The 25,833-nt window shown below is 70.3% G+C and carries 31 protein-coding genes and 1 pseudogene; 15 read left to right on the top strand and 17 right to left on the bottom strand.

Annotation, left to right across the window (positions count from 1 at the left end; translation table 11 throughout):
- Nucleotides 1-6: 6 nt before the first annotated feature.
- Both GEV26_RS09270 and GEV26_RS09265 read right to left on the bottom strand, forming a co-directional pair.
- Complete coding sequence (locus GEV26_RS09270) at nt 7-810, bottom strand: enoyl-CoA hydratase/isomerase family protein (protein ID WP_153652802.1); 804 nt, start codon at nt 808-810, stop codon at nt 7-9.
- Nucleotides 811-832: 22 nt separating this feature from the next.
- A complete protein-coding gene (locus GEV26_RS09265) occupies nt 833-1,273 on the bottom strand; it encodes a nuclear transport factor 2 family protein (RefSeq protein WP_153652801.1) in 441 nt (146 codons plus the stop codon).
- A 72-nt stretch (nt 1,274-1,345) separates the two neighbouring features.
- Here GEV26_RS09265 and GEV26_RS09260 point away from each other — a divergent pair, with 72 nt between their 5' ends.
- Genes GEV26_RS09260 through GEV26_RS09250 form a run of 3 tightly spaced genes read left to right on the top strand, consistent with a single transcriptional unit; the run spans nt 1,346 to nt 4,357 of the window.
- Complete coding sequence (locus GEV26_RS09260; protein ID WP_153652800.1) at nt 1,346-2,206, top strand: SDR family NAD(P)-dependent oxidoreductase; 861 nt, start codon at nt 1,346-1,348, stop codon at nt 2,204-2,206.
- 49 nt (nt 2,207-2,255) lie between these two features.
- On the top strand, nt 2,256-3,263 hold the full coding sequence (locus GEV26_RS09255; protein ID WP_153652799.1) for a TIGR03617 family F420-dependent LLM class oxidoreductase: 1,008 nt from the start codon (nt 2,256-2,258) through the stop codon (nt 3,261-3,263).
- A complete protein-coding gene (locus GEV26_RS09250; RefSeq protein ID WP_279586721.1) occupies nt 3,260-4,357 on the top strand; it encodes a Gfo/Idh/MocA family protein in 1,098 nt (365 codons plus the stop codon). Before GEV26_RS09255 ends, GEV26_RS09250 begins: the two co-directional genes overlap by 4 nt.
- Before the next feature lie 33 nt (nt 4,358-4,390).
- Here the strand turns inward: GEV26_RS09250 and GEV26_RS09245 are convergent, their stop codons facing one another.
- From GEV26_RS09245 to GEV26_RS09210, 8 genes are read right to left on the bottom strand one after another with little or no spacing between them, the layout of a single operon-like run.
- Nucleotides 4,391-5,278, bottom strand: coding sequence for an acyl-CoA thioesterase (locus tag GEV26_RS09245; RefSeq protein ID WP_153652797.1), 888 nt, complete (start codon nt 5,276-5,278; stop codon nt 4,391-4,393).
- On the bottom strand, nt 5,275-6,306 hold the full coding sequence (locus tag GEV26_RS09240; protein ID WP_153652796.1) for an acyl-CoA dehydrogenase family protein: 1,032 nt from the start codon (nt 6,304-6,306) through the stop codon (nt 5,275-5,277). The genes GEV26_RS09245 and GEV26_RS09240 overlap by 4 nt, the downstream gene beginning before the upstream one ends.
- Entirely contained in the window at nt 6,303-7,457 is a 1,155-nt protein-coding gene (locus GEV26_RS09235) for an acyl-CoA dehydrogenase family protein (RefSeq protein ID WP_153652795.1), read from the bottom strand. Before GEV26_RS09235 ends, GEV26_RS09240 begins: the two co-directional genes overlap by 4 nt.
- 12 nt (nt 7,458-7,469) lie before the next feature.
- Entirely contained in the window at nt 7,470-8,234 is a 765-nt protein-coding gene (locus tag GEV26_RS09230) for an SDR family NAD(P)-dependent oxidoreductase (RefSeq protein ID WP_153652794.1), read from the bottom strand.
- A 41-nt stretch (nt 8,235-8,275) separates the two neighbouring features.
- Nucleotides 8,276-9,421, bottom strand: a complete 1,146-nt coding sequence (locus tag GEV26_RS09225; protein ID WP_153652793.1) for an acyl-CoA dehydrogenase family protein — start codon at nt 9,419-9,421, stop codon at nt 8,276-8,278.
- 57 nt (nt 9,422-9,478) lie between these two features.
- Nucleotides 9,479-10,879: an amidohydrolase family protein gene (locus GEV26_RS09220; protein ID WP_153652792.1), complete on the bottom strand. Its 1,401-nt coding sequence runs from the start codon at nt 10,877-10,879 to the stop codon at nt 9,479-9,481.
- On the bottom strand, nt 10,876-12,321 hold the full coding sequence (locus tag GEV26_RS09215) for a CoA transferase (protein WP_243838680.1): 1,446 nt from the start codon (nt 12,319-12,321) through the stop codon (nt 10,876-10,878). Before GEV26_RS09215 ends, GEV26_RS09220 begins: the two co-directional genes overlap by 4 nt.
- On the bottom strand, nt 12,314-13,366 hold the full coding sequence (locus tag GEV26_RS09210; RefSeq protein WP_208430940.1) for an enoyl-CoA hydratase/isomerase family protein: 1,053 nt from the start codon (nt 13,364-13,366) through the stop codon (nt 12,314-12,316). Before GEV26_RS09210 ends, GEV26_RS09215 begins: the two co-directional genes overlap by 8 nt.
- A 275-nt stretch (nt 13,367-13,641) precedes the next feature.
- Here GEV26_RS09210 and GEV26_RS09205 point away from each other — a divergent pair, with 275 nt between their 5' ends.
- Together GEV26_RS09205 and GEV26_RS09200 are read left to right on the top strand one after the other, a co-directional pair.
- Complete coding sequence (locus GEV26_RS09205; RefSeq protein ID WP_153652791.1) at nt 13,642-14,277, top strand: fasciclin domain-containing protein; 636 nt, start codon at nt 13,642-13,644, stop codon at nt 14,275-14,277.
- 200 nt (nt 14,278-14,477) lie between these two features.
- Nucleotides 14,478-15,425 (top strand): class II glutamine amidotransferase, encoded by a 948-nt coding sequence (locus GEV26_RS09200; RefSeq protein WP_153652790.1) that lies wholly within the window; start codon nt 14,478-14,480, stop codon nt 15,423-15,425.
- A 7-nt stretch (nt 15,426-15,432) separates the two neighbouring features.
- Here the strand turns inward: GEV26_RS09200 and GEV26_RS09195 are convergent, their stop codons facing one another.
- On the bottom strand, nt 15,433-15,603 hold the full coding sequence (locus tag GEV26_RS09195) for a response regulator transcription factor (RefSeq protein ID WP_208430939.1): 171 nt from the start codon (nt 15,601-15,603) through the stop codon (nt 15,433-15,435).
- Between the two features lie 41 nt (nt 15,604-15,644).
- Here GEV26_RS09195 and GEV26_RS18060 point away from each other — a divergent pair, with 41 nt between their 5' ends.
- The 5 genes and pseudogenes from GEV26_RS18060 to GEV26_RS18155 all read left to right on the top strand — a co-directional run bounded on the left by GEV26_RS18060 (nt 15,645) and on the right by GEV26_RS18155 (nt 18,143).
- Complete coding sequence (locus GEV26_RS18060; protein ID WP_243838679.1) at nt 15,645-15,926, top strand: hypothetical protein; 282 nt, start codon at nt 15,645-15,647, stop codon at nt 15,924-15,926.
- Nucleotides 15,890-16,216: pseudogene (locus GEV26_RS18055) on the top strand (MMPL family transporter); the annotation flags it as partial. The gene GEV26_RS18060 and the pseudogene GEV26_RS18055, both read left to right, overlap by 37 nt.
- Nucleotides 16,217-16,523: 307 nt before the next feature.
- Nucleotides 16,524-17,492, top strand: coding sequence for an MMPL family transporter (locus GEV26_RS18050; RefSeq protein ID WP_243838677.1), 969 nt, complete (start codon nt 16,524-16,526; stop codon nt 17,490-17,492).
- Complete coding sequence (locus GEV26_RS09185) at nt 17,473-17,901, top strand: nucleoside deaminase (RefSeq protein ID WP_153652789.1); 429 nt, start codon at nt 17,473-17,475, stop codon at nt 17,899-17,901. The genes GEV26_RS18050 and GEV26_RS09185 overlap by 20 nt, the downstream gene beginning before the upstream one ends.
- Before the next feature lie 113 nt (nt 17,902-18,014).
- Nucleotides 18,015-18,143, top strand: coding sequence for a hypothetical protein (locus GEV26_RS18155; protein WP_279586720.1), 129 nt, complete (start codon nt 18,015-18,017; stop codon nt 18,141-18,143).
- A gap of 27 nt (nt 18,144-18,170) precedes the next feature.
- Here the strand turns inward: GEV26_RS18155 and GEV26_RS09175 are convergent, their stop codons facing one another.
- From GEV26_RS09175 to GEV26_RS09160, 4 genes are all read right to left on the bottom strand, one after another.
- On the bottom strand, nt 18,171-19,274 hold the full coding sequence (locus tag GEV26_RS09175) for an SGNH/GDSL hydrolase family protein (protein ID WP_194839801.1): 1,104 nt from the start codon (nt 19,272-19,274) through the stop codon (nt 18,171-18,173).
- 141 nt (nt 19,275-19,415) lie between these two features.
- A complete protein-coding gene (locus GEV26_RS09170) occupies nt 19,416-20,330 on the bottom strand; it encodes a sucrase ferredoxin (protein WP_153652787.1) in 915 nt (304 codons plus the stop codon).
- Entirely contained in the window at nt 20,327-21,457 is a 1,131-nt protein-coding gene (locus GEV26_RS09165; RefSeq protein WP_243838676.1) for a JmjC domain-containing protein, read from the bottom strand. Before GEV26_RS09165 ends, GEV26_RS09170 begins: the two co-directional genes overlap by 4 nt.
- 2 nt (nt 21,458-21,459) lie before the next feature.
- Nucleotides 21,460-21,684 carry a hypothetical protein gene (locus GEV26_RS09160; protein ID WP_153652785.1) on the bottom strand — a complete coding sequence of 75 codons (225 nt, stop codon included), beginning with the start codon at nt 21,682-21,684 and terminating at the stop codon, nt 21,460-21,462.
- Nucleotides 21,685-21,859: 175 nt separating this feature from the next.
- Between GEV26_RS09160 and GEV26_RS09155 the strand changes: the two genes are divergently transcribed.
- Nucleotides 21,860-22,456, top strand: a complete 597-nt coding sequence (locus tag GEV26_RS09155) for an LOG family protein (protein WP_153652784.1) — start codon at nt 21,860-21,862, stop codon at nt 22,454-22,456.
- Nucleotides 22,453-22,866 (top strand): NUDIX hydrolase, encoded by a 414-nt coding sequence (locus tag GEV26_RS09150; protein ID WP_243838675.1) that lies wholly within the window; start codon nt 22,453-22,455, stop codon nt 22,864-22,866. The genes GEV26_RS09155 and GEV26_RS09150 overlap by 4 nt, the downstream gene beginning before the upstream one ends.
- Here the strand turns inward: GEV26_RS09150 and GEV26_RS09145 are convergent.
- Entirely contained in the window at nt 22,863-23,228 is a 366-nt protein-coding gene (locus GEV26_RS09145; protein WP_153652782.1) for an RNA-binding S4 domain-containing protein, read from the bottom strand. The two genes, GEV26_RS09150 and GEV26_RS09145, sit on opposite strands and share 4 nt — an antisense overlap.
- Before the next feature lie 23 nt (nt 23,229-23,251).
- Between GEV26_RS09145 and GEV26_RS09140 the strand changes: the two genes are divergently transcribed.
- Nucleotides 23,252-23,488, top strand: a complete 237-nt coding sequence (locus tag GEV26_RS09140; protein ID WP_153652781.1) for an RNA-binding S4 domain-containing protein — start codon at nt 23,252-23,254, stop codon at nt 23,486-23,488.
- Between the two features lies 1 nt (nt 23,489).
- Nucleotides 23,490-24,521 (top strand): LLM class flavin-dependent oxidoreductase, encoded by a 1,032-nt coding sequence (locus GEV26_RS09135; protein WP_153652780.1) that lies wholly within the window; start codon nt 23,490-23,492, stop codon nt 24,519-24,521.
- A gap of 8 nt (nt 24,522-24,529) precedes the next feature.
- Here the strand turns inward: GEV26_RS09135 and GEV26_RS09130 are convergent, their stop codons facing one another.
- A complete protein-coding gene (locus GEV26_RS09130; protein WP_153652779.1) occupies nt 24,530-24,931 on the bottom strand; it encodes a hypothetical protein in 402 nt (133 codons plus the stop codon).
- Nucleotides 24,932-25,011: 80 nt separating this feature from the next.
- On the opposite strand from GEV26_RS09130, the gene GEV26_RS09125 reads away from it, so the two are divergent.
- The gene (locus GEV26_RS09125) at nt 25,012-25,833 is read left to right on the top strand and encodes a spermidine synthase (RefSeq protein WP_194839800.1); all 822 of its coding nucleotides are present in this window, start codon (nt 25,012-25,014) and stop codon (nt 25,831-25,833) included.

Below are 25,833 nucleotides of genomic sequence, written 5' to 3'. Positions count from 1 at the left end.
GCCGTGTCAGCGGCGTCGGTAGACCGGCGCGCGCTTCTCCAAGAAGGCCGCCGTCGCCTCGAGGCGATCGGCGGTGAACGACGTGAAGGCCTGCTGGCGATTCTCGAACTCGACCGCGGTGTCGAACGCCGAGATCTCCAGCGCAGCCCACATGCCCTCCTTGGTCAGCTCGACCGACAGGGGAGGGTTCAGCATGATCTGGGTCGCCTTGTCGAGCGCGGTCTGCAGGAGGCTGTCGGCGTCGACGACGTCGGTCAGCAGCCCGATCCGCAACGCTTCGGCGGCGTCGAACCGCCGGCCCGTCAGCATCAGCTCATGGGCTCTGCCCGCGCCGACGATCCGCGGAAGCAGCCACGAGACGCCGATGTCGCACGCCGAGAAGCCGGCCCTGATGAACGAGACCGCGAAGACCGCAGGTTCGGCCGCGATGCGGACATCGCTCGCGCACACCAGCGCCAGTCCGCCTCCCGCAGCGGGACCGTTGACCGCGGCGATCACCGGCTGTGGCAGGGAGTGCAGGCGTTGAGCCAGTCCCGCGATCTCCTTCTGCCTCGTCAGCTGCCGCACGATCTCCCCTTGAGCCTCGACCTTGGCCTCGTCACCGAAGCCGTGGAGATCGAGGCCGGCGCAGAACGCGCGGCCCTGGCCCGTCAGGATCACCACCCGGCAGTCGGGGTCCTCGGCCACCTCGTCCAGGACGCGGACGAGGTCGGTGACGAGCCGGTCGTTGAGGGTGTTGAGGGCTTCGGGACGGTTGAGCGTCACCTGCGTGACGCCTGGGGCCGGCTGACTGGTCGTGACGGTGGTCATGGTGGGTCCGATCGGTGGGTTCTCAGCGATTCGCCAACCAGCTGTCGGCGACCGATGCGTCGAGCGCCGCCAAGCGGTGCTGAATCAGCCAGCGCCCTTCGGCAGGCACGAACACATCGCGGTAGCGGCCCCAGTGGTCGAGACCGGCGGCCGTGAGCACCTGGAAGTAGGCCGAGGTCTCGATGCGCTGGGTGGTGACGGAGTCGAAGCGGATGTTGGCGATGAAGTGTCGGATGAAGGTCCGGCTGCCGTCTGCAGGGGGCTGCGCCACCCGCGAGCCGCCGGACAGCATCTCGACGATCGCGCCGCGCCCTTGTGCCTGGTTGCGGTCCTTGACCTCCAGGATGCCGTCCTGCGTGAAGCAGGCAGCCAGATCTTCGAGACGAAAGCGGTCGCCGGAGTGTGTGTAGGCCGCGTAGACGTCCCGCACCTGTTCGCGTGCCAGGAGCTCCCACAGTTCCATGCCGTCTTCTTTCATCAATGAGTTATCTCATCTATATTAGGACGACCATACCCAGTGTGAGGAGGTCAGCGGATGTCCGTAGCCAAGATGTCGCTCGAGGGCAAGGCGGCGATAGTCACCGGCGGGGGCGGCGGCATCGGGCGCGCGATCGTGCTGGCCCTCGCCGAGGCGGGCGCCGACGTCACGATCGCCGATGTCTCTCCCGAGCGTTGCGATGAGGTCGCGGAGCGCGTGGCGGAGATCGGCGCCCAGGCGCTCGCATTGCCGACCGACGTCATGGACGTGCGGCAGATCGAGTCGATGGTCGCCGCCACCGATGAGAGGTTCGGTCGGATCGACATCCTCGTGAACAACGCCGGCGGGGTGTCCGGTCGCCCCTTCCTGGAACAGAGCGAGCGCAGCTGGCGCCGCCACATCGACATCAATCTCGTCAGCATGATGGCCGGCATCTCCGCCGCGGCACCCGTGATGATCCGCGGCGGCCGCGGCGGATCGATCATCAACGTGACGAGCATCGAAGGGAGCCGTGCCGCGCCCAACTTCGCGGTCTACGGAGCGTGCAAGGCGGGCATGATCGCCTTCACCCGGAGCATGGCACTCGAGCTCTCGGAGCACGGCATACGTGTCAACGCGATCGCACCCGATCACACGATCACGCCCGGCAACATGGGCAATCGCACCGGTCCGGTGGACGAGTCGACGTGGATCGAGCGCTCTCCTGAGACCGTGGACGCGATGAACCGCCTGATACCGCTCGACCGCGAGGGCCGGGCCGAGGAGTGTGGCGATGCGGCGCTGTTCCTGGCCTCCGACATGGCGTCGTACGTCACCGGCACGGTGCTGCCGGTCGACGGCGGCACGTGGGCCTCGAGCGGCTGGGTCCGTGGACGCGACCGGAAGTGGACGCTCAACGAGGGTCTCAGCTTCGGCTGAGGCCGCACAGGACGAGTCAAGACGGTAGTCAACGAAGGAGCGTGGATCGGTGAAGGTCGACATCTCATTGCACGGAGAGCTGGCGGGCGTCCCCGACCTGGCCAGGTCATTCGAGGCCGACGGCTGGGACGGCGTCTGGACGTCCGAGGTCGATCGCGAGCCGTTCCTGCCACTGGCTCTCGCGGCGGCCAACACGGACCGGGTGGACATCGGCACGGCCATTGCGGTCGCGTTCTCGCGGAATCCCATGACCACTGCGCAGGTCGCCTGGGATCTGCAGCGCCTCTCGGGCGGTCGCATGCAGCTCGGGCTCGGATCGCAGATCAAGCCCCACATCGAGCGGCGATTCTCGATGCCGTGGTCGCAGCCAGCCGCCCGGATGCGTGAGTACGTGCTGGCGTTGCAGGCGATCTGGACGTCGTGGCAGGAGACCACGCCGCTGTCGTTCGAGGGGGAGTTCTACACGCACACCCTGATGACGCCGACCTTCGACCCCGGCCCGCTGCCGGCCGGTCTTCCGCCCGTGTTCGTCGCAGCCGTCGGCGCGAGGATGGCCACGGTCGCCGGTGAGGTCGCCGACGGACTGTTGGTGCACAGCTTCACGACGCCCCGATATCTGGCCGAGGTCCTGGAACCGGCGATCGAACGAGGCCTGCGGCTCGGCGGCAGGAGCCGCTCGGACTTCACGACGCGATATCAGCCGTTCGTGGTCACGGGCGTCGACGAGGAGTCGTGGGGGGCATCGGCGCGCGCTGCGCGCGAGCGGATCGCCTTCTACGGCTCGACACCCGCGTACCGGCCCGTCCTGGACGTGCACGGCTGGGGTGAGCTGCAGCCTGAGCTGCAGCGACTCTCGAAGCTGGGGGAGTGGGAGACGATGGGCACGCTGATCGATGACGACATCCTCGCTGCCTTCGCCGTCGTCGCTTCGCCGGACGATCTGCCTGCGGCTTACGCACGGCGGGTCGAGGGGGTGGCCGACCGGATCTCCGTTCCGGCCGAGTCGCTGGGCCGGGAGACCGCGACAGCCGTGCGCGAAGCGCTGGCCGTCCTGTGACGCCCGACAGTCGTACCCGTCCGTTGAGGGTCGGACTCATCGGAGTGGGCTGGGGGGCACACGTTCAGGCGCCCGCATTCGCGGCGGCCCCAGGGTATGAGCTGGTAGCGCTGTGTGCCCGCACCGAGTCATCGGTCCGCGACGCCGGCACCAGGCTCGGCATCTCGGACACGTCGACGGACTGGAGATCGTTCGTCGAGCGCGAGGACCTGGACCTCATCTCGGTGGCCACTCCGGTCGAGCTGCATCACGAGCAGACGCTGGCTGCCTTGGCCGCGGGCAAGCACGTCCTGTGCGAGAAGCCGTTGGCAGTGACTGCCGACCAGGCCGCCGAGATGGTCGACGCTGCGGCAGCCAGCGGCAAGGCGACCGCCGTGTCGTTCGAGACCCGCTGGCAGGACGGCCGGTACACGGTCCGCGAACAGGTGGACGCCGGAATGGTGGGCACACCGTTCAGCGTCCGGCTGCATCAGAGCGGGCCGTACTGGCATCCCTCGCGCCCCCTGCAGTCGTTGTGGATGTACGACCTCGCATCGGGCGGTGGCTACCTCAACGGTCTGGTCGTGCACGACATCGACTTCGTCTGCTCCCTCTTCGGCGAGCCCGTCGCAGTGTGCGCCGACGTCCGTTCGTCGATTCCCACTCGCGAGCTGCCGGACGGCGACACCCTCGAGGTCACCGCGGACGACACCAGCGGCATCCTCATGCGGCTCGACTCGGGCGCGTTGGCCGTCATCACCGCGTCGGTGGTCGGCATCCACGCACGGGGCTGGACGTTCGATGCCTTCGGCACGGCCGGCACGGTGACCCTGTCAGGCGCTCCGCGGAAAGATCGGATCCTCGCGGGGGGCCTGGCCGACGACGGGTTGGTCGAGCGTGAGCTGTCGACCCAGCAGAAGCACCGTCTTCCGGACGCCGACGGCCAGGCGGCCCGAGGCCTGGTCCGGGCCATGGCACTCATGCTCGAGGACTGGCTCCCGGCGTTCTCGGGCACGGACACCAGCGTGCCGTCCTTCGCCGACGGACTGAGGGCTCAACGAGTCATCGAAGCGGCCAGGGCCTCGTCGGCCGGAGCCGGCTGGGTCACTCTCTGACGACGAGGCAGGCACGCACGCGGGCGACCTGGGTCAGGACGGGGGACGGATGAGTCCTTGCTGCGCAGTGTTCGCCACGACCTGGCCGCGACGGTTGAAGAACACCCCACGGCACAGTCCCAGCCCGCCCCCGGCCCAGAAGCCCTCCTGCTCGAACAGCAGCCAGTCGTCGAACTCGACGGATCGGTGCAGCCAGACGCTGTGGTCGAGACTCCCGAACTGCAGCTCGGGCAGCACCACGTGGTGCGGCGGCAGTGTCGAGCTGAGCAGGAACAGGTCCGATGCGTAGAGCATCGAGATCATGTTGAGATATGGATCGGCCGACAGCCGCTCGTAGGGTCGCAGCCAGAAGCGCTGCCGCGGGGGAGGAGTCTCGCCACGTGTCCAGGCGACCTGAGGCAGCTCGTCGGCAGGCCGTATCTCGAACGGCACGCGTCCCAGCATTGCCTGCATCCAGTCCCGCGTGCTGTCGCCGACGTCGGTCAACGCCTCGCTCATCGAGGGGAGTCCCTCGGGGCCGGGAGCATCGAATACCTGGACCTGATGGTCGAAGCCGTCCTCGGGGACGTGGAACGAGGCGGTCAGGGTGAAGATGACCTGGCCGAACTGGGTCGCCTCGACGCTGCGGTTGGAGAACGATCGCCCGTCGCGAGCGCGTCCGACTGCGTACGTGATGGGGACGCCAAATCTGCCCGAGCGCAGGAACTGACCCTGGACGGAGCACATCACCCGGTCGTCATCGACCGAGAGACTCGCCGCTGCGGCCGCCTGGGCGAAGACCAGACCTCCATAGACGCCACCGGACGAGTTGGCCGCCCCCGGATCGCCTTCGAAGGCGTCGGGGCCGACCGGCGTCAGCACCAGGACGTTCGCAAGTCGCGGCCGACCGGGGGTCGTAGGACGTGACACCTGTGTCGTCATGAGGTCCTCGTGAGCATGGGCCAGAGGTCGTCACCTGCACCGGCAAGTGTCAGCCGACCGAGGCGGCCCGCCCACTCGTCCTCATTGCCGTACTCATCGCGCCAGGCCCACAGCCTGGTCGTGCAGCGGTGCAGCTCGTGTTCGTCGGTGAAGCCGATCGCTCCATGCAGCTGGTGGCCGACGCGGGCCACCGCACCGGCAGCCACTCCGGCCTGCACCTTCGCGGCGGCGATCGCGAGACCCGCCCGGCCGTCCGCGTCGAGGGCCAGGGCCGCAGCCTCGGTGGCCACGCGGGTCGCGGCGACCTCACCGGCCTGCTGGGCCACCTGTTGCTGAACGGCTTGGAAGGCGCCGAGCGAACGCCCGAACTGGACTCGCTGGGAGATCTGTTCGACGGTCAGCTCGAGCACGCGCTCGGCGGCACCGGACATCAGCAGGGCACGGCCGAGGGCCCCCCGTTGGCGGAAGGCTTCACGCGTGACGCCGGATGCCTCGGTGACCGGGAGCACCTGGGCATCGTTCAGTGCGACATCGTCGAGGACGACGTCGTCGCGAGACTCTCCCGCGATGTTGTGCCCGGGCTCGAGGTGTGCGGATGCCGGATCGAGCGCCACCAGATGATCGCCGTCAGCGGCCGCCGCGAGCACGATGATGCGGGACGCATCGCCGGCCCACGGCACCCGCGGCAGGCGTCCGGACATGGTCCAGCCATCCTGCTGCCGGACCAGCTCGACGTCGCTGCCCGCGACGGCTGCGCTCAGGGGTCCTGCCGGGACGTCATGTCCGTTGGCCGACAGCATCCAGCCGCCGAGGAGGGCGGTCTCGACCAGCGGCACCGAGGCGGAGTGCCGGCCCAGGGTGCGCAGGACCGCTCCGGTCGTCGCCACGTCGGACCCGGCACCCCCGCGATCCTCGGGCACTGGGAGGAGGGTCACGCCGAGACCCTCCAAGGCGTCCCAGTGAGTGGCTGCCGGTTGCCCGCACACCGCACCGACCGATGCGGCCAGTGCCTTGATCTCGTCGCTCATCGAACTCCCAAGCCCCTGGCCACGACCCCGCGAAGGATCTCATTCGTACCCCCGCGCAGCGTGAAGCCCGGCATCTGCAGGATCGACTCGGCGAGGAGCCGGGTCAGACCGTCAGTGGACTCGGTGTCGGGCTCCGTCCGCACCAGCATGCGCACGGCGTCGGTGAGGGTGCCCTCGAAGAGCGTGCCCAGGTCCTTGACCAGGGCGGCCTCGATGTCGGGGGACTGGCCGGCATCCAGCCTGCTGGCCACCGAGATGGACATCTGCCGCAGTGTCCAGATCCGTGCCACGAGCGTGCCGACCGAGGCGGAAGCGGAGCTGTCCGCAGCGTTCGCGAGACGATCCACGGCGGCGGCCAGGAGTGGATAGGTGCTCAGGAACCGCTCGGGTCCTGACCGTTCCCAGGCGAGCTCGCTCGTGACCTGCCTCCAGCCGTCGCCGATCTCCCCGAGCACGCGTCCGTCGGGGACGAACACGTCATCGAGCACGACCTCGTTGAAGTGGTGTGCCCCGCTCAGGAGCCGGATGGGCGTGATCTGGATCCCGGGCACGTCGAGATCGATGATGAACTGGCTCAGCCCGGCGTGCCGTCGCGTGGGGTCGAGCGCGTCAGTCCTGACCAGCGCGATCATCGCGTGAGCGTGATGCGCGCCGCTCGTCCACACCTTGGTGCCGCTGACGCGCCAGCCGCCTTCGGCCCGCGTGGCACGGGTGCGTACCGAGGCCAGATCGGAGCCCGAGTCGGGCTCGGACATGCCGATCGCGAACCAGGTCTCGCCTCGGGCGATGCCCGGAAGGTACGACTGCTTCTGCTCCTCGGTGCCGAACCGGAGGATGCTCGGCCCGGACTGCCGGTCGGCGATCCAGTGTCCGGCTACCGGGGCGCCTGCCGCGAGCAGCTCCTCGGTGACCACGAACCGAGCGAGTGCGCCGGCCCCGGTGCCGCCGTACTCGGGCGGGAACGTCATGCCGAGCCAGCCCTGCTCGCCCAGGCGGCGGCTGAACGCGGGATCGGCCGCAGACAGCCAGGCGTCGCAGTGCGGGACGAAGCGGCCCGCGGTCCGCTCCGCCTGGAGGAACTCACGAACCTCGGCGCGGATCACGTCGAGTGCCTGGGGCAGCTGGACGGCGCCGATGTCAGGCAACGTCATGCGGTGACCCGGTTACCGAGGTGCCATGCGGAGGGCGCCGTCGAGACGGATGGTCTCGCCGTTCAGGTACGTGTTGCGCAGGATCGTGACCGCCAGATCGGCGTACTCGTGGGCCTGGCCGAGGCGCGACGGATTGGGGATCGCGTCGGCCAAGCCCTGGCGGACGTCCGCGCGCAGACGCGACAGCAGCGGCGTGTCGAAGGTGCCGGGAGCGATCGTGCACACGCGCACCCTCGAGCGGGCCAGATCGCGCGCCGCGACGATGGTCATCCCCACGATGCCGGCCTTCGACGAGGCATACCCAGCCTGACCGATCTGCCCCTCGAAGGCCGCGATCGAGGCAGTGAGGACGCATGCGCCACGCTCGCCGTCGATCTCGTCGAGCTTGGCGATGCTGGCCGCGCTCTGGCGGAGGACGTCGAAGGTCCCGACCAGGTTGAGGCGCACGACGCGCTCGAAGGTCTCCAGCGAGCCGGGCGACCCGTCCTTCTCGACGAAGCGGACCGCTCCACCCGCGCCTGCGGTGTGCACGAGGCCGCGGAACTCGCCGAGGTCCTCGGCGGCCGAGACGGCCGCGGCGATGTCCTCGGTCACCGTGACATCGCCCGCGATGAAGCTGGCATTCTTGCCGAGGTCCTTCGCGATCGCGGCTCCGTCGGAGGACGCCAGATCCATGATCAGCACGCGGGCATCGGCATCGATGAGCTGCTGCGCGGTCGCGAGGCCCAGACCGGAGGCGCCGCCAGAGATGAGTACGGTCTTTCCTGCCATGTCCATGGGGATGCTCTTTTCCGTGGGTGGTGTGTGGGGCCCGGGTCTCAGAGTCCGAGCGACTTCGCGATGATGACCTTCATGATCTCGCTCGACCCGCCGTAGATCCGGGTGACGCGGGCATCGGCGTACATCCGCGCGATGGGGTACTCGAGCATGTATCCGTAACCGCCGTGCAGCTGCAGGCACTCGTCCATGACGCGTCCCTGCATCTCGGTGGCGAAGAGCTTGACCCTGGCGGCGTCCGCGACGGACAGCTCCCCCCGGTCGTGCTCCTCGATGGCCCGATCGAGGAGGCTCTCTGCGGCCTCCATCTGCGCCGACAGGCCCGCCAGGACGAACTTGGTGTTCTGGAAGCTGCCGACCGTCTGGCCGAAGGCCTTGCGGTCCTGGACGTACTCGAGCGTGGCCTTGAGCGCTGCGCGTGACTGCGAGACCGCGTTGACCGAGATCGACAGGCGCTCCTGGGGCAGGTTGCTGGAGAGGTACGTGAACGCCTCGCCCTCGCTGCCGAGGAGGTTCTCGACGGGGACGCGCACCTCTTCGAAGAACAGCTCAGCGGTGTCCTGTGCCTTGAGGCCGATCTTCTGCAGGTTGCGGCCCCGACTGAATCCGGGCGTCCCGTCCTCGACGACGAGCAGGGAGAGTCCGGACCTGCGGTTCTCGCTCTTGCTCGTGCGCGCGACGACGATGACCAGGTCGGCACCGATGCCGCCGGTGATGAACGTCTTCGCCCCGTTGATGACGTAGTGGTCACCCTCCAGGCGCGCGGTCGTGGCGATGCCGGCGAGGTCCGACCCGGTCCCGGGCTCGGTCATCGCGATGGCCGTCATCAACGTGCCGTTCGCGATGCCGGGCAGCCAGCGCTTCTTCTGCTCGTCGTCCGCGTACTCCATGAAGTACGGGAGGATGATGTCCATGTGGACCCGGAGGCCTCCCACTGAGACGAGCTGCGCCGCCGTCTCCTCGGCGAGGACGGCGTTGAACTTGTAGGAGTCCACCCCGCCGCCGCCGAACTCCTCGGGCACCTGCATCCCGATCAGTCCGAGCCCACCCATCTGGGCGAAGAAGTCCTTGGAGACGAAGCCCTGGCCGAACCACTCGTCCTGGCGCGGGACGGCCTCCCTGATCAAGAAGGACCGCACGGTGTCGCGGAACGCCTCGTGGTCCGTGCCGTAGATCGTCCGCTTCATTGACGTCCCTCCGCCTGCTGTGCTGTGACTGACCACGCAAGAGTATACCTAATTAACTCAATGACGTGGATCGATGACGACACCGGCGCGGATGACCAACCGGATCCGACCGGCTCGTGGATCGGCGAGGACCTGTTCGAGACGGTCATCGAGCAGGCACAGGTCCGCAGGCGCGCCGACGACGACCTGCCGGGGCGCTCCGCCCGGCGTCTCGGGGTCGGAGAGGTATCCGTCGAGGACCGTGGCGGGGGAGACCCGCTCGGCCGGGGTGATGATCCTGCCGGCTGCCGTGCTCCGGGACGCGGCGGACCGCATGGTCTCCCAAGGATCGAGCGGTCCGTACGGGGCGTCGCTGGAGGGCGCGACATCGATCCCCGCGCCGAGCAGCGATCCGTACGGGTAGAGCAGCGGGTGGTCCGCGGGATCCACGTCGGAGAGGTACTGGTCGCCACGCTCGGCGATGAAACCAGGCTGGGTCACGACCCGGAGACCCAGACGCGCGATCCACTCGGTCACTTCCGGCGGCACGACGGCGGCGTGCTCGATCCGGTCGCCCGGCAGCGGCCCGACCTGTTCGATGGCCACGAGCGTGAGCAGCAGCGACTCGCGGGTCACGCAGTGCACGGCGACCGGAGTGCCCGTGGAGTGAACGCCGGAGATGGTCGCCGCGAGATCGTCGAGTGCGGGCAGGTCGTGGTCGCGCAGCAGCAGCTTGCGCGGCCCGTAGGTCACGCCCGGGGTGTGCGCGTCGGGGGCGGGAGTGCCGAGCAGGTGCACCCGCACCGGCAGCCTTCCGCTGTCGACGGCGTCGACGACGATCTGCCGACCGGCGGCGTCCAGATCCGGGGTCGCGTCGGTGACACCCGTGATGCCGAGCGAGGTCAGTCGCTCGCCCACCTTGCGCAGATCGGGTGACTGGGCGCCGAGGATGTCGCGCAGACGCGCGTCGTAGCGCCACAGCCGTCCGGTCGGCCGCCCCTGCTCATCGCGCTCGACGTCAGCGCTCCGGTCGAGGTGCGGTCCGACCAGTCGGAGCGCCGCCGAGTTGAGCACCCACAGCGCACCGCTGCGGTGCTGGACCCGGATGGGCACCCCCGCCACCAGCCCATCGAGCGTGTGCCGGTCCAGCGGGCCGTTGACGCTCTCGTGGTAGCCGACGCCGCGGAGCCACTCGCCCGGTGCGAGCCCTTCGGCGGCGCGCTCGAGCGATTCACGCAGCTGCGCGCCGTCGGTCACTGCGGGCGGCCCGCAGGAGACCGACTGCATGGCAGCGGCCATCGCCAGCAGATGGAGGTGATGGTCGTGGAGGCCAGGGATCAGGGCACCTCCGTCGGCCTCCACGACGAGATCTCCCACCGTCGGGCGGAGCTTCCCGGCGAGGGCTGTGACGACGCCTCCCGTGATCCGTACGTCCACGATCCGGCCGGCCACCTCGGCCTCACGGACGAACAGGCTCATGCCACGCCCAGACGTGCGAGCACCTCGGCGGTGTCATGACCGAACGCCGCGGCGGGGCAGTCGGGGCGTCGGACAGACGGCTCGGCCACCGGGATCAACCCGTCCACGGTCTGCACGACCCAGCCGGTCTCGCCGGCGCGGATCGCGGCGGTCACGTCGTGCGGGTCCCCGGCCACCGAGGCGGCCACGTCACGCATCGACACGTCGATCAGGTGGGCACGATCACCGCGCAGGGCGGCCTGGGTGGCGACCGCCGCGATGATTCCCGTCAGCGGATCGGCGATCGCGTCGCCGCACGGCAGGAGGTCATCGCCGTCGGCCAGGACGAGTCCGGCCGCGGCCGCCACGTCGTCGCCGAAGCCGATGCGATTGGCCCACGGGCCGGTGCGCCCGTACGCCGTGATCGAGGTCCAGATGGTGCCCCGGTCGACGCTGGCACCGGCGTCGATCCCGAGCTGCTCCAGGGCGCGCGGCCTGGACGCTTCCAGGACGACGTCCGCTGACTCGATCAGCCGGCGAAGCTGATCGCGGCCGTCGGCGGTCGTGAAGTCGAGGGCCACCGCTGCATGCCCTTGATGCAGCAGGTCGAAGAAGGCCGGTGGACCGGTGCGGGCGCCGTCGGGGCGCCGGGTGCTCTCGACCTTGACCACCTCGGCCCCGGCGAGACCCAGCAGGTGCGCACAGAGCGGCCCGGCCCACAGGGACGTCAGGTCGACCACGAGCGGGGAAGGGCGCAGGCGGCGACGTGGACCGCCGGGCCGAGAGAGGATCGAGGTGCCGCCCGGGACGGCGAGGACGTCACGGCGATGCTGGAGCTGTTCGTCGGCGGGCGCCTGCCACCGGGGGACCGCAGCGCCTGCCAGACCCAGCAGCTGGGCGCGCGCCGCAGCCTCGGCTGCTGTGCGGTCCGCAGTCCAGCTCTCCAGGGCCGCCCACGGATCCGCCGGATCATCTCCGTGCTCGAGAAGCGCGGGGACCATGGACAGGTCGTCAGCGCGTGGCAGCGAGAGGCCCAGGCTGCCGTCGGACGCGGCGAGCGTTCGGAACGCGCCACCGCACGACCACGGCGCGTTGCGCCGAAGGCCCATCACCGCCGCGCGTTCACCGAGCAGCTCGACACCGGGCAGGCGGGGCGTCCGTCCCGGCTGTTGCGGGGCCAGCAGCGAGAAGACGGCCAAGGCGGCCCGGACCGCGCCGGCCGGGTTGCCGGCCGGCGCCAGCGGCGGACCGTCGAGACGCCCGGTCAGTGCCATCGCGCCGGAGGAGGCCCAGTCTGCGAGCGGACTGGGCGCCGTCGTCAGGTCGAGGCGCAGGGCGTCGTCCGACGCGTCGTCGCCGGCGCCGAGGCAGGCCAGGAGATCACGCGCGTACTGAGCCGTCGATCCGTCGCCGGCCACGATGACATCGGTCCCGGTCAGCATGCGGCCGGCACGATCAGGCATGGCCGTCGACCAGGCCCCACCGCAGCGCGACGTCGGTCGCCACGGGCCGCCCGCTCAGAGCGAGGAACGCGGTCCGCCAACGGCCGATCCGCCGAGTGATGCTGACGGTGCCGCCGGCGCCCGGCACGAGACCCATGCGCAGCTCGGGCAGCTGGAAGTAGGCGTCCTTCCTGGCCTCGACACGACCTGCGAAGGCCGGCACCTCGACACCAGCGCCGATGCATGCCCCGTGGACCACGACCCTGACCCGGGACGCGCTGCGGTGGATCGCGCGGCCGGCGCTCTGCCCGACGCGGAGAAGGTGGGCCGACGAGACGTCGTCGGCGGTGCCGAACTCGTCGAGATCGCCTCCGCTGCAGAACGACGGGCCGCGGCCCGACAGCTCGATCCGGCGGATGGTGTGATCCAGCTCGGCCAGGGTGAACGCCTCGATGAGGCCGTCGCGAGTCGCCCGGCCGAAGGCATTGCGCCGCTCGGGCTGGTTGAGCGTCACGTGGAGGATGTCGTCGGTGCGGGACACGAGGACCGGGTCAGCGACGTCCGGGACGGGTCGGCGTGCCGTCCCGCTGCGCCACGCCGCGAACTCTCGCCCGGCGAGGAGGGTCGAGTAGGCCAGCGACTCGGCAACGAGGCCGTCGGACACGGGGAGGCGGCTCGTGAGCTGGAGCAGGCCGCCGAGCGTCAGCGCGGCGATCGGCGAGGCGCTGATGGCGGACTCGAGGTCTGCGAGGGCGTCGTCGACGTCGTCGACCTCGACGACCGGCCTCTGGGGAGCGCAGCCGGCGTCGCCGGATGAGGTCACCGTGCAGGTCATGGCCTCGAGCAGTCGAGTCGGCACGGACGACGGGGATCGGGAGGTCACCCCGACAAGGATCGGGGTCGGACCGGACATGGCCTCCAGCGCCGCCGCCTCAGCGGCATCGTGCTGCGGCGTGGCATCGAGGTCGACGAGCCGGAACAGGTCGACCGGAGCGCCGTCGGTGTCGAGCTGGAGGCGGCCTGCTCCGTCAGCCAGATCACTGAGCGTCATCAACGGCGCCGTCACGGCCTCAGACTACAGACTGATCGCCCCGACGCCGGGCACCACAGGTCGGCGGGGTCGAATCGCAGGGGTCCCCGCAGCGCTGGGTGCGCACGCGAGGCATCGGGGTGACGAAGAAACTGTGCCGGAACGTGCAACCGCTCGGCGTGCTGCCGACGAATAGCAGGCATGCACATCGCGCGTTCCCTCGGCATCCGCCTCGCCAGGCAGGACGAGGGCGCGTGGGAGGACGTCCACCCGCATGCCACCGATGAAACACCCACCCGAAAGGAAACACGATGAGGATCCGCACACTCACCACGGCCGTAGCCGCAGGGCTGACGCTGACGCTGATCGGTCAAGTCGGCCCCGCCGGCGCCGAGGCGAAGAAGCCGGGCACGAAGAGTCTGGCGGCCGTGCTGGCCGCAGACGGAGGCGGCTACGACCGCAACTGGTCCGACTACGACATCCTCGACAAGGCCGTGAGGACTGTGCTGGCCGCCAAACCGGACAGTGATGTCGCCGTCCTCGCCGACGGCAAGGTCAAGCTCACCGCATTCCTGCCCAAGGACATCGCCTTCCGACGCCTCGTCCGCGATCTGACCGGTCGGCAGCTGAGCAAGGAACGGTCCGTGTTCAAGGCTCTGACCAAGGTGGCCGACGTCGACACTCTCGAGGCCGTCCTGCTCTACCACGTGGTGCCCGGCGCCACGATCACCTACCGGCAGGCGCAGAAGGCCAACGGCGCCGCGTTGGACACCGCGTTGAGTGGTGCCGACATCCGAGTCAGCGTGCGAAAGGGAGCGGTGCGGCTGCGCGACGACGACCCCAACGACCGCGACCCGCTGGTCATCAAGTCCTCCAGCAACCTCAACAAGGGCAACCGGCAGATCGCCCACGGCATCAACCGAGTCCTGCGACCGCAGGATCTCTGACCGCAGCCAGTACGCGGCCCCGGCTCAGCCGGGGCCGCGTCGTCTGCCCGTGGGATCCCCAGCGAGTGTGGACCTCTAGGCTGCGGAGGCGCGCGTCTTGTCGATGCAGTGCACGCTGCACCTGTGTACCTGGTGGGCGCAGCACCTGCGTCGACGAACGCGCCCCCATGTCGCCGACCCGTCAGTGAGGGAACACACACATGTGCCGAGTGCTCGCCTACATCGGGCCAGAGATGCCGGTGGAGAACCTGCTCCTCAAGCCCGAGAACAGCCTCATCAACCAGACTCTCGACCCGGAGCGCCACCCGCAGCTCCAGCTCGCAGGCTGGGGATTCGGCATCTGGAGCGAGCATCTGCTGAAGACGGACGAGCCCCTGCTGTACCACCGGCCGATGGCTGCGTTCTATGACGACAACGTGGCGGGCATTGTGCCGAGCCTGCAGGCCAGCACGCTGCTTGCCCATGTTCGAGCTGCCGACTACAACTCGGCAGCCGTCCTGGCCGACGAGAACTGCCACCCGTTCTCGTACCAGGGCACCCCGTGGATGATCGCCCAGAACGGCGACCTGCCCAACTGGAAGCTGTTGCAGCGGGAGCTGCTGCCGCACTGCAAGGACGAGTTCCTGAAGCAGATGCGCGGCACCACCGACACGGAGTTCCTCTACGTGCTTCTCCTCTCCCTGCTCGAGGACGACAGCGACGACGGCGTGCAGCGCGGATTCGAGGAGATGCTGACGCTCATCGTCAAGGCCATGGACGCCCTCGAGCTCCCCAGCCTGACCAAGCTGAAGATGGCCCTGGTCGCCCCGAACCGCATCATCGGAGTCAACGTCGGCACAGGACACCAGGGCGAGACCGATCCGGCGGGCGACTGGAGAGAGCTGCGGACGTCCGGCCCGGGCACGGACGACTTCGCTCTCTCCATGCTCCTGGAGCCGATGTATCTGCTGATGGGTCGCAACTTCGAGGACGACGAGACGACCTATGACTTCGAGGACTGCACGGAGGAAGAGGCGACGTCGGTCATCCTCGCCTCCGAGCCGCTGACCGACAACGACGCGTGGTTGGACCTGGACTTCGGTGACATCGTCTTCCTCGAGAAGAAGGGCACGAACATCACGAGAACCGTCCGCACCCTGAGCGTCTAGGCCGGCGTCAGTCGCCCACCCGGCCGGTGTCGTAGGCCCACATCGCGATCTCGACCCTGTTGCGGGCGCCGATCTTGGCCAGCAGGCTGGCGACGTGGGTCTTGGCGGTCGTCAGGCCGATGAAGAGATCGGCGGCGATCTCGGCGTTCGTGCGGCCGCGGGCGACCAGCGCCAGCACCTCCTCCTCGCGGTCGGTGAGAGGTCTCGCCGGACGGCCGGGTGGCCCTGCTGCGCGTGCAGTACCCCGAGATCGGGGAGCTCGCCGCCTCCGACCTGACCGCGCTCAAGGACGTCCTGGCCGAGGCGCGGTCCTCGTCGTCACTGCGGCTCGAGGCAGGCGGTGACCTCTACTTCAGCTTCGAGCAGCCGCCCGCCAACGTGGGCGAGGCGATCGGCCTGGTGGTCGCGGCGGTGATCCTGGTGGTGGCCTTCGGGCCTTGCTGGCCGCCGGGCTGCCACTGGCGGTGGCGCTGTTCGGCCTGCTGGTGGGCGCCAGCCTGATCCCGCTGCTCGGGCTGCTCATCGACGTCCCCGTCTGGGCGCCGGTCATGGCAGCCATGGTCGGGCTGGGCGTCGGCATCGACTACGCGCTGTTCCTCCTCTCGCGCCACCGGGAGCACCTCGCTGCGGGCGTCCCGGTCGCGGAGGCGGTGGGGCGCTCCCTGGCGACTGCCGGGCAGGCCGTCGTCTTCGCCGGGACCACCGTGGTGGTGGCGATCCTCGGGCTGGGCTTCGCGGGGCTCCCGTTCGTCACGGCGGGTGGTGCGGCCGTCGCCGCGGTGGTGCTCGTGATGGTGCTCGCGGCGATCACCCTGCTGCCGGCGCTGCTCGGGCTGGCCGGAGAGCGACTCCAGGCACGCGGTCTCCTGGCCCGGCGCCGCGGCGCTGCGCTGGTCCCGCTGGGGTGCACACGTCACGCGGCACGCCGCGGCGTACGCCGTCGCCGGCACGACGCTGCTCCTCGCCCTCGCCGCGCCCGTCCTCGCCCTGCGGCTGGGCCTGCCGGACCAGGGCACCTACCCCGAGGCGCGCACCGAGCGGCGAGCCTACGACCTGGTCGCCGACGGCTTCGGCCCCGGTGCCACCGGGCCGATGGTCGTGGCCGTCGACGTCTCCCGGGACCGGTCCGTGGTCGATCCGCTGATCGCGGCTCTGGCTGCCGACCCGGGCATCGCCTCGGCCGTGGTCGCCCCCGTGGAGGCGACGTCCGACGTCGCCGTGATCATCGCCCAGCCGACGACTACACCGCAGGACACGGAGACGGTGCGCACGCTCGACCGGATGCGCACCGAGGTGTTGCCGTCCGCGCTGGCGGGCAGCCCGGCAACCGCTCATGTCGGCGGCTACACCGCCACCATGTCCGACCTCAGCCAGCGCGTCGAGCAACGGCTGCCGATCATCCTGGTCGCGGTCGTGGCGATGTCCTTCCTGCTGTTGATGGTGCTGTTCCGCTCCGTGGTGGTGCCGCTCAAGGCAGCGGTGCTGAACCTGCTGAGCGTCGCCGCGTCGTACGGCGTGCTGGTGATGGTCTTCCAATGGGGCTGGGCAGCGAGCCTGATCGGCTTGGAGTCGACGGTGCCGATCATCTCGTTCATCCCGCTGTTCATGTTCGCGATCCTCTTCGGGCTGTCCATGGACTACGAGGTCTTCCTGCTCTCGCGGGTGCGCGAGGAGTATCTGCGCACAGGCGACAACGGCTACGCCGTGGTACGGGGGATCGGGGTCACGGCTCGGACCATCTCGTGTGGTGCCGCGATCATGGTGTCGGTCTTCGTCGGCTTCGGCTTCGGCGACGACCCCGTCCTCAAGATGCTCGGCCTCGGGCTCGCGACCGCGGTGTTCCTCGACGCGACGTTGGTGCGCCTCGTGCTGGTGCCCGCGACGATGAAGCTGCTCGGCGACGCCAACTGGTGGCTCCCGGCGTGGCTCGACCGGCTGTTGCCCCACTTGGACCTGGACGACTCCCTTCCCGCGCGGGGGGAGGGTGAAGCGAGCGCCGCAGCTATGCTGTCACCGCTTTCCCGCGCCCATGAGACAGGAGCTCTTCATGAAGCTGACGCCGGATGATGAGGGATTCCTCCGCGCGGCGATCACCCTGGCGGCCGACAGCCGGGCAGCCGGCGACGCCCCCTTCGGCAGCCTGCTCGTCGACCGGCACGGCGCGGTGATCGCCCAGGACCACAACACCGTCACGTCTGAGCGTGACATCACGGCGCACCCCGAGCTCAAGCTCGCCCGGTGGGCCGCGCGCGAGCTGACTGCGTCCGAGGCAGGCGCGACCACGATGTACACCAGCTGCGAACCGTGCTCGATGTGCACCGGCGCGATCGACCGTGCCGGTCTCGCACGCGTCGTGTTCGCTCTGCCGGCCGCGGCACTCGACTCGATCAAGCGACCGGGCGAGGTGCCCACGGTGCCCCGGGTCGGCCCCGGCCTGGTGCAGGAAGCCGTCCTCGTCGTCCAGGGGTACTACTGACTCTCGCCGTGTCGCCCCGCGTCGTGGATGTCGTCCAGCTCCCGGGACCGTTGGGCCCTGTCGCCGGAGTCCCCGCCTGCATACGGTCGGCGCTGGAGCTGTGCGAGCGATCGGTGATCCTGTCCGGCGGGCGCCTGGTGGCGGACGGCACCACGGTCGAGGTGCTGACTGACACCTCGACCATGGCTGCCCACCGGCTGGAGTTCCCGGTCGGCTTCGACCCGACCAACAGACGTCCGTGACTCAGACGCGCACGCGGGGCAGCTGGCTCAGCGCGAGCACCGCGGCCGGCTGATCTTCACGGTGTAGGTGCCCGTGGTGTCCGGCAGGGTCATCTTGACCCGCGCCGTCAGCTTGCCCGAGCGCTTCTTGAGCGCCTTCCTGGAGGTGTACACCGCGAACGGGGCCGAGCTGTCGCGGGCGATGAACTTGCGGCCCACCTTGAAATCGGCCCGCACGACGGGGCCGCCCTTGGTCAGCACACGCAGGCGCACCTTCGAGCCGCGGCACACCGCCTCGCCACGCACGGCCTTGACGATCGTGCGGTTGCGCAGCACCGTGGCCCGGCGTGCCGCCGCTGTGACGGTCGGCGCCACCGCCTGCATCCCGATCGCGGTCGGGTGGAACGGGATCGCGCCGTCTGCGCTGAGCGGGATGAGACCCTCCATCCAGCGCTGGCCGGCAGGCGCGCACGCCGTGTGGTCGATGCTGCCCGGCGTGGCCCGCACATCGGCGAACGTCACGTTCGCCGAGCGCGCCGAGTCGCGCAGCACCGTGCTCATGTGGTCGACGAGTCCCTGGATGTAATCGGCGTCCGAGGCGGTCAGGGGCTGCACCGCCGGGCAGCCGCCCGGCGGGATGTAGAGCCCGTAGCCGACCACGACGATCGCAGCGCGGGGGGCCTTCTTCTTGATCGCCTTGAGAGCGGCGGCGAGCTCGGGGCGGGTCGCCTCGATCTTGTCGTGGACGGTCTGGCCGTCCCGCTCCTTGCAGCCGGGGGAGATCGGGTTGACACAGCCGCTGACGGTGCTGACGATCCCCGCGTCGTTCGCCCCGATGGGGCCCACGGTCACGAGGGTCGTGTTGCGTCCCACCGAGTCGATCTGCGGGGGCTCGGACCCCTGCGGCTTCGTGATGTTGTCGATCGTGGCGCTCGAGCACGTGGCGTCGGTGAACGCGCGGGCACCGAGGCTGGCGGCGGTCAGCGTCGCGAAGTTCTTCTCGCTGCGGTAGCAGGGAGCTCCGCCGGGACGCTGCGGCAGGAGGATCGGACCGGCGGCGACCGAGTCGCCCATCGCGACGTACCTCTCGCCCCCAGCGCCCTTGTCGTAGACCTTGACCGCGGCGCTCGCGCCTGTCGCGGTCAGTGTCATCGCCAAGACCGTCATCGCGAGTGCTGCAGTCGCTTGTCGCCTCATGGTCGTCCCTTCAACCCTTCACGGGGTAACACGGTGTTACCTCCGGGTATGAAAGTGCACTGACCTCACGAAGTCAATGGTTCGACGTGATCCCGGTCACGTGGCGGGTGAGCGGGCGAACGACAGCAGCTCGTGGGCCGGCGCCGGGTTGTCGCGGGTGGCCCGGCAGGTGAGCTGGACCGGATCGGCGCTCGGGGTCGTACGCACCCGCACCGTCCACCGTGCGTCGCCCACCGCGAAGACTGCCTCGGTGACCTCGTCGGCCTTGCGCCGCGACACCAGACGGACGGCATCGTGCCGCGTCTCGCCGAGCTCGCGGCGCAGGGCGATCTCGGCGAACTGGACCGGCATCGCGTACGCCGAGCGTCCGCGCAGGTGGTCCAGGTCGAGCTCGCCGGCGGCATGCCGATCGGCCACGGTCACGGAGGTGACGGGATCAAGCCGTCCGTAGTAGAGACCGTGGGGGAGCACCAGCATGTTGCCCGCGAAGCGGTCGCCGCCGATGTGCGAGACCTCCCAGGTGTCGTCCGGATGGGCGACCGCGAGGGCTGCCGCGACCGGTCGGCCCCGCTCCGCGCAGCACGCGTCGTGACGGCCGTGGGTGCACACGCACAGGACCGACGCGTCGGACGGGATCAGTCCCGGGGACCGGCCCTCGCCCAGCGCCGAGAGGTCGAGGTCGAGCAGCGCGTGCGGGTCGTCGAGGACCGTGGTCTCCAACCAGGGCCGCGACGGGTGCGCGAAGGCGGCGAAGACGCGCATCCCGTCCTGACGGACCCGCCGCGCGGGGCGACGGATCAGCAGCGGTCGGACGCGAGCCGCACCGGCTGCCCGGGCCAGGTCGTCGCCCAGTCCGTCGGGGAGACGGGCGTCCCTCAGGGCGTTGACGCCCCAGGGACCTGGGTGCTCGACCAGCAGGAACGCACGCACGTTCGAGGCCGTGCCGGCGGTGGGCTCGCCGCGCAGCTCGCTGCCGACGGCACAGCGGAACGCGGGATCGCGTGCGGTCACCGAATGACCTCGAGGAACCCTTCGCGCACGAGGCGGCGGCAGAGCACGAGCCGGCTCTGCTCGTCGAGATGCCCGGCCAGGTCGCGGGGGGCGAGCTCGCGCCGGGCGCGCACCTCGGTCAGTGCGGGACGCAGCCGCGCCGGCATGTCGATCGCGCGGTCACCGAGCAGGACCTCCAGGCGGTCATCGCGCGCGAGCAGCACGCACGGGTGGCCGGGGCGCCGGCGCAGGCGGGTCGTGTCGTCGATGGTCGCGACCGCCAGCACGTCGTGCAGGCCGCCGGCGAGCCGCGGGCTCCGGCTGGTCAGGAAGCGGCGCACCTCGTCCTCGACGCTCGCGGCCGGGTCGAGCCCGCGAATGCGTCCGGCCAGGGTCTCGAGCCGACGACCGAGCTCTTCGGCGAGGTCGGCCGGCTGGTCGAGGTAGCCCGCCGGCAGGTGCTGGTCGGGAACTTCGGCGAGGACGTCGCGGAGGCTGCGCTCGACCAGACCACGCCAGGTCAGCTGGTTGATGCCGATCGTGACGTGGAGCGAGACCGTGTCCTGGGCGCGGGCCGCGTGCGGGGTCCCGGTGGGCAGGTAGACCGACATCCCGGGCTCGAGGAGCAGCTCCTCGGCGCCGTCGGGGCCATGGATCTCCCACTGCTTGGACCCGGCCGTCTGGAAGACGAAGACGTCGTGGGAGTCGGAGTGGACGGCGAACCCCTGGGCGCCGGGCGGCGTGAGATAGGCATTGGCCTGGCACGGGTGGCCGAGCTCCAGCTCGAGCTCGGCGACGAGCAGAGTGATCGGCTCCCAGTAGCGGTGCAGCCCCTGGAGGACGATCGTCGCCCCGCCCTCGAACAGCGCCAGCGCCTTGCGCGGGTCCACGAGGCCGGTCAGCGGCTTGCCGGCCAGGGTCGCTCCGCGGGTGTACGAGGACTCGGCCAGGACCGTCCCGTCCTGGGCCATCCTGATGGACGGGGTGCGGATCGCGGACGACGTGAGCAGGGTGTCGACGTCGTCGAGCGACAGCAGTGCAGTGAGGTCGTCGGGATCGGCGCGGTGCAGGTGCGTCCGCGACGCCCAGACCTTCGAGACGAAGGTCTGGGCGTCGCCGCTGAGCAGATCGAGTGCGGAATCAGGCACGGTCAGGACGCGTCGCCGTCCGTGCCGTCGGTCCCGTCACCGTCGGTGCCGTCGCTGTCGGTGCCGTCGCTGTCGGTGCCGTCACCGTCGGTCCCGTCGGTCCCGTCACCGTCCGTCACGTCGCCGTCCGTGCCGTCCGCGTCTCCGCCGGTCGGGATCGTGCCGTCCGCAGGGCTGCTGGTGGTCATGTCACTGTCGTCGAGCGGCTCATCCGGGGTCGTGGTCATGCGTCCTCCTGGTGCGAAGTGGCCGGCCGCCCGATGTGACGGCCCTCATACAGTCTGGTGGCACCGGCCGACCTCGACAAGGCGACGGCGGTGTCGGCGCGGCACATGGACCGTCGTCGCGGCGATTCGCGGGAGCAGGAACAATGACGGTCTGACACCTTTCTACGGAGAACACATGACACTTGGGTCCGTCGCGGTCTTCTGCGGCTCCAGCTTCGGCGCCTCACCCGCGTACGCCGACGCCGCCAGGCTCACCGGCAGGACGCTCGCCGAGCGGGGCATCGACGTCGTGTACGGCGGTGGGCACGTGGGTCTCATGGGCGTCGTCGCCGATGCTGCCCTCGAGGCCGGCGGACGTGTCCTCGGCGTCATCCCGCGCCAGCTGCACGACCGGGAGCTCGCCCACCCCGGCCTGACCGAGCTGCACGTCGTGGAGTCGATGCACGCCCGCAAGCAGCTCATGGCCGACCTGTCGGATGCGTTCATCGCGCTGCCCGGCGGCGCGGGCACCCTTGAGGAGGTCGCCGAGCAGTGGACGTGGGCGCAGCTGACCATCCACGCCAAGCCGAGCGGATTCCTCGACGTCGACGGCTTCTGGGCGCCGATGCGGACGATGCTGCACTCGATGGTGAGCGAGGGCTTCGTCCGACCTGAGCAGTCCGGCATCGTGTCCTTCTCCGGCGATCTCGACACACTGCTCGGCATGCTCGCCGCGCCACCGTCATGGACCGACAAGTGGGGCGGCGACACCACCGGGGCGCCGCAGCCGTGACGGATCGGGTCATCCACGTCGCGGCCGCGCTGGTCGTGGACGATGCGGGTCGCGCGCTGATGGTGCGCAAGCACGGCACCACCATGTTCATGCAGCCCGGCGGCAAGATCGAGGCCGGGGAGAGCCCGCTGGAGGCGCTGCGTCGTGAGCTCGACGAGGAGCTGGGGCTGCGCCCGCCCGCGGACGCCTTCAGCTGGGTCGGCACGTTCGAGGAGGACGCCGCGAACGAGCCCGGCCACCGGGTGCTCGCCGAGGTCTACGCGCTCACGGTGCAGCGGGGGGTGCCCGCGCCTGCGGCCGAGATCGCCGAGAGCCGGTGGGTGGACCCCGACGATCCCGGCGACATCGACCTCGCGCCGCTGAGCACCCGGGCGCTCCTGCCGATCGTGCGCGCCCGGTCCGGCCGCTAGCGTCCGCGCAGCCGGTCCATCGCCCGGCGGTCGCGCTTGGTGGGACGTCCCGCACCCCGGTCGCGACGGGGCATGACGGCGATCTCCTCCTTGGGCGGCGGCGGGGGAGTCCTGTCCTCGTAGCACTGCACGGCCACGGGTGCGCCGACCCGCTTGACGATGATCCTGGTGACCACGACGATCCGCAGCCCGCCCTCGGTCAGCGCCTCGACACGATCGCCGATGCTGACCGGCTGCGACGGCTTGGCCTTGGCCCCGTTGATGCGGACGTGCCCGGCCTTGCACTCCTTGGACGCGATCGACCGGTTCTTGTAGAGCCGGACTGAGGAGACCCACACGTCGGCGCGGGCGGTGGTCTCCATGACCTCGACTCTAGACTCACCGCATGAGCAGTGACGACGGCATCGAGGTCATCGAGATCCGGGACGACATGATCCGACTGGGGCAGTTCCTGAAGTTCGCGGGCTTCGCGGAGTCCGGGGCCCAGGCCGGCGCGATGATCGGCGACGGCGACGTGCTGGTGGACGGCGAGGTCGAGACCCGCCGCGGCCGCCAGCTCGCGAAGGGCATGGTGGTCGAGGTGCGCACCGCCTCGCAGACCCTCGTCGCCGAGGTCGGCTGACATGGCCCGCCTCGAGCTCGGACTCGACACCTTCGGCGACGTCACGGCCGGCCCGGACGGGGCACCGTTGCCGTACGACCAGGTGATCCGCAACATCGTCGACCAGGCCGTGCTCGCGGACGACCTGGGCCTGGCGTTCTTCGGGGTGGGGGAGCACCACCGCGACGACTTCGCGGTGAGCGCACCCGAGGTGGTGCTGGCCGCGATCGCGTCGCGGACGACGCAGATCCATCTCGGCACCGCGGTCACGGTGCTCAGCTCCGACGACCCGATCCGCGTCTACGAGCGCTTCGCGACCCTCGACGCAGTGTCCGGCGGCCGGGCCGAGGTCATCCTGGGCCGCGGATCGTTCACCGAGTCGTTCCCGCTCTTCGGGCTCGACCTCGGCCAGTACGAGGAGCTGTTCAGCGAGAAGCTCGACCTCTTCGCGGCCCTCCGCACCGAGGGCCCGGTGACCTGGCAGGGCACGCTGCGCCCGCCGCTCGTCGACCAGCACGTCTTCCCCAAGACCGCGGCCGGCACCGTCACGACCTGGATCGGCGTCGGCGGCAGCCCCGAGTCGGTGATCCGCGCGGCCCGCTACGGCATGCCGCTCATGCTGGCGATCATCGGCGGTCCGCCCGCGCAGTTCGCGCCGTACGCCCAGCTGTACCGCCAGGCGCTCGAGCAGCTCGGTCGGCCGCGGCTGCCGATCGGCGTCCACTCGCCCGGACACGTCGCCGACACCGACGAGCAGGCGCGCGAGGAGCTGTGGCCGCACTTCGCGGTGCAGCGCGAGCGCATCGGCCGCGAACGGGGCTGGCCGCCGCCGACCCGCGAGGAGTTCGAGGCTGCCGCCGGGCCCGAGGGCGCGGTCCACGTCGGCTCGCCGCGGACCGTCGCGGACAAGATCATCCGCAACGCCCGACTGCTCGGGCTGGACCGCTTCGACCTCAAGTTCAGCAACGGCACGCTCCCGCACGACAAGCTCATGCGCAGCATCGAGCTGTACGGCCGCGAGGTCGCGCCGCTCGTGCACGACGCTCTGGGCTGAGGCCGGGGTCAGCCCACGGCCATCGTCGCGGGGAACACCTTCCACGCGTCGTCGACGCGGCGCACGCGCACCAGCTCCTGCAGGGCGTCCTTGCCGCGGCGGTAGGAGATGCGGACCGTCGCGTCCTCGTCGACCCGTGACACCACGGCGTACGTGAACGTGGCCGGACGAAGCCCCTCGTCGCGGTAGGCGTCGCGGACGCTCACGACGTCCTCGCAGCGGATCTCACGGGGGTCGACCGTCACCCTGCGCAGCGCGGCGCAGTCACCCGTCGCGTACGCCATCGTGGCGGCCCGGACAGCGTCGACCGGATCAGGGCCCTCGAGGTGGTGGCGCACCAGGCGTCCGGCGCCGACGGCGAGCACGACCGCCACCGCGAGTGCCACCACCTGCAGCACGCGTCGACTCATGCGACTCCTCCCCGTCTTTCGGGCTTGACCGTATCCGGAGCGGGTGCCACTGACGGGACGCGCCTCAATAGAGTGGTCACGTGGAGGACACCGGACGGACCATCGAGATCGTGCCGGACCGTGACCGTCCCTCGGCGTTCACGCTGCGCATCGACGGGACCGACCAGTCGTACGTCGACCTGGACGACCCCCGCCGGCTCGAGTTCGACTACATGCAGCGGATCGCCGACGTCATCGACGCCCACGGTGAGGCGGGGGCCCCACTGCGGTGCGTGCACATCGGTGGCGCGGCCCTGACGATTCCCCGCTACGTCGCTGCGACGCGGCCGCGGTCGTCGCAGACCGTGCTCGAGCCCGACGAGCAGGTGACCGCGCTGGTGCGCGAGCGGCTGCCGCTTCCCCGCCACAGCGGCATCAAGATCCGTCCCGTCGACGGTCGCAGCGGCATCGCGGCGATGCGCGACTCGCTCGCCGACGTCATCGTGCTGGACGCCTTCGACGGCGCCCGCATCCCGGCGGAGCTGACGACTGCGGAGTTCTTCGCCGACCTCGGACGAGTCGTGGCCGATGACGGTCTCGTGCTCCTCAACATCGCCGACAAGGCGCCGTTCCCGTACGCGCGGCGGGTCGTCCGCGGTGTCTGCGACGTCTTCGCCCACGTGATGATCAGCGCGGAGCCGGCCACGCTCAAGGGCCGACGGTTCGGCAACGTGCTGGTCGTCGCCTCGCAGGCCCCGCTGCCGTGGGAGGCGCTCGCGCGACGGGCCGCGAGCTCGCCGTTCCCGTACCGCGTGCTGCCCTATCGCGACGTCGTGACGACGTTCGCCGCCAAGGCGCCGTTCACCGACTCCGACTCCGAGCGGTCCCCGGCACCGCCCGGCGGCGCCACCTTCTTCAGCTGA

Source organism: Aeromicrobium yanjiei (genome assembly GCF_009649075.1).
Taxonomy (GTDB): domain Bacteria; phylum Actinomycetota; class Actinomycetes; order Propionibacteriales; family Nocardioidaceae; genus Aeromicrobium; species Aeromicrobium yanjiei.
This window is presented reverse-complemented; position numbering and strand designations above follow the sequence as displayed.

Coding starts and splice junctions, on each gene's coding strand:
- GEV26_RS09270 (WP_153652802.1), bottom strand. CDS start 810: ATGACCACCGTCACGACCAGTCAGCCGGCCCCAGGCGTCACGCAGGTG.
- GEV26_RS09265 (WP_153652801.1), bottom strand. CDS start 1,273: ATGGAACTGTGGGAGCTCCTGGCACGCGAACAGGTGCGGGACGTCTAC.
- GEV26_RS09260 (WP_153652800.1), top strand. CDS start 1,346: ATGTCCGTAGCCAAGATGTCGCTCGAGGGCAAGGCGGCGATAGTCACC.
- GEV26_RS09245 (WP_153652797.1), bottom strand. CDS start 5,278: ATGACGACACAGGTGTCACGTCCTACGACCCCCGGTCGGCCGCGACTT.
- GEV26_RS09240 (WP_153652796.1), bottom strand. CDS start 6,306: ATGAGCGACGAGATCAAGGCACTGGCCGCATCGGTCGGTGCGGTGTGC.
- GEV26_RS09235 (WP_153652795.1), bottom strand. CDS start 7,457: ATGACGTTGCCTGACATCGGCGCCGTCCAGCTGCCCCAGGCACTCGAC.
- GEV26_RS09230 (WP_153652794.1), bottom strand. CDS start 8,234: ATGGACATGGCAGGAAAGACCGTACTCATCTCTGGCGGCGCCTCCGGT.
- GEV26_RS09225 (WP_153652793.1), bottom strand. CDS start 9,421: ATGAAGCGGACGATCTACGGCACGGACCACGAGGCGTTCCGCGACACC.
- GEV26_RS09220 (WP_153652792.1), bottom strand. CDS start 10,879: ATGAGCCTGTTCGTCCGTGAGGCCGAGGTGGCCGGCCGGATCGTGGAC.
- GEV26_RS09215 (WP_243838680.1), bottom strand. CDS start 12,321: ATGCCTGATCGTGCCGGCCGCATGCTGACCGGGACCGATGTCATCGTG.
- GEV26_RS09205 (WP_153652791.1), top strand. CDS start 13,642: ATGAGGATCCGCACACTCACCACGGCCGTAGCCGCAGGGCTGACGCTG.
- GEV26_RS09200 (WP_153652790.1), top strand. CDS start 14,478: ATGTGCCGAGTGCTCGCCTACATCGGGCCAGAGATGCCGGTGGAGAAC.
- GEV26_RS09185 (WP_153652789.1), top strand. CDS start 17,473: ATGAAGCTGACGCCGGATGATGAGGGATTCCTCCGCGCGGCGATCACC.
- GEV26_RS09175 (WP_194839801.1), bottom strand. CDS start 19,274: ATGACACTGACCGCGACAGGCGCGAGCGCCGCGGTCAAGGTCTACGAC.
- GEV26_RS09160 (WP_153652785.1), bottom strand. CDS start 21,684: ATGACCACGACCCCGGATGAGCCGCTCGACGACAGTGACATGACCACC.
- GEV26_RS09155 (WP_153652784.1), top strand. CDS start 21,860: ATGACACTTGGGTCCGTCGCGGTCTTCTGCGGCTCCAGCTTCGGCGCC.
- GEV26_RS09145 (WP_153652782.1), bottom strand. CDS start 23,228: ATGGAGACCACCGCCCGCGCCGACGTGTGGGTCTCCTCAGTCCGGCTC.
- GEV26_RS09140 (WP_153652781.1), top strand. CDS start 23,252: ATGAGCAGTGACGACGGCATCGAGGTCATCGAGATCCGGGACGACATG.
- GEV26_RS09135 (WP_153652780.1), top strand. CDS start 23,490: ATGGCCCGCCTCGAGCTCGGACTCGACACCTTCGGCGACGTCACGGCC.
- GEV26_RS09130 (WP_153652779.1), bottom strand. CDS start 24,931: ATGAGTCGACGCGTGCTGCAGGTGGTGGCACTCGCGGTGGCGGTCGTG.